This window comes from Streptomyces sp. NPDC046900, assembly GCF_040644975.1.
Lineage (GTDB): Bacteria > Actinomycetota > Actinomycetes > Streptomycetales > Streptomycetaceae > Streptomyces.
Window position 1 is genome coordinate 1 of sequence record NZ_JBEYXD010000255.1, and the last position, 1332, is coordinate 1332.

At 65.8% G+C, this 1332-nt stretch carries 1 protein-coding gene; it reads right to left on the bottom strand.

Annotated features, from left to right (window positions below; genetic code table 11):
* Window positions 1-440: 440 nt before the first annotated feature.
* Window positions 441-1028 (bottom strand): VCBS repeat-containing protein, encoded by a 588-nt coding sequence (locus tag ABZ904_RS51290; protein ID WP_361831234.1) that lies wholly within the window; start codon window positions 1026-1028, stop codon window positions 441-443.
* Window positions 1029-1332: the final 304 nt, after the last annotated feature.

Here is a 1332-nt window from a genome sequence, read left to right on the forward strand (position 1 = left end):
ACCGGCGGGCACGTCGCCGACGTCGAACGCTTCACCATCACGGCGGTACGGACCGGCTGACGGCCTCTGGATGAGAGGACTTCCGGACCAGACTGTGTCCTGTGTGGTGCTGGCTCGTTGAGTCGATCACGGGCTGGGTACGTGGAGTTGGATTGTTCCGGACGGGCTGTGGGGGATCGCGAAGCCGCTGATCCCTGCGTCGGTGGTGCGGCCGCAGGGCGTAGCAGCAGACAGTTCGACAGTGAGCACCCGCGGATCTGCCCAGTAATCCCACGGTGTTGAAGAACGCGTCCAAGTGCAGGCCCACACCCCACCTCGTGATCCGTGTATGTCATAGTCCGCCGTTTGCAAGCTTGGCCACCAGGCCGCGCTGGGGGAGGGGTTCATGGATGTGCCTGGCAGCCTCACCAGGCTCTATTTTTGGGACCAGACGCCGCTCGTTACGCGGTGCCGTCGTCGGCGTCGCAGGCCGGGTAGAACGTCGTCAGGTCGGCCTCGGGCATGAAGTCGGGGGTCTTTAGGTCGGTTTGATCAGCTTCCTTCATGTACCGCCTGTTTTCCTCGGTGGACTCCCGGTCCAGGCCCTTCTCGCTACTGAGTCGGGCCGTCGTCGAGTAGACGCCGTCGCCCTCGTGACCGTAGGAGGTGAGATCCGGGAAGCGGTCGTGGTTGTAGTCGGCGACGGCGACGGCGCGCGGCTCGGTCAGGTCGACGTGGTGGTCACTCTGTCCGCGTCCACGCGCCGAGAAGGGCCCGAGCCGCAGTTCAGAGACGTCCGGTTCCAGGGGATCGTCGCCCCGGAAAGCATCGGTGGCGACAACGAAGAGGTCGTTCCAACCGTCCTGGTCGAAGTCGGCAACGACGGCCAGCACGTCCTTCGCATCCTCGCCGCGATCTCCAACTAGGTCCCGGGGTCCCACCTTCGTCTCTCGCCCGCCCTCTGCCGCGAAAGTGATGGTCAGGCCGGCGCCGGTGAGTGAGGGGGGAGATACATAGTCGGCCGTGCCGTCGCCGTCCAAGTCGGCCACGAGGCCTCCGGAGGATGTCACGCAACTTCTGATCGCGGGCCCGGCAGCCGGGGGCAAGGGCGGATCGCCTCGGCCGTCGCCACATCCGGTCACCAGCCCAGTCGACGCCGCGAGCGCCACTACGGAGCACGCCCGCACGGCTATTCGTCCCCCACCGTGCACGACGTGACCGCCTTTCCCCGGAGCTTGGTCCAAAGCGAGGCATCCTATCTAGAAGACTGCTGAAGATCTTGTCGTGGGCTGTCCGGCCGTAGGTCGGACAGCCCTTCTTGCTTATGCGGTGGCCGGGGTGAGGTGCCAGCTG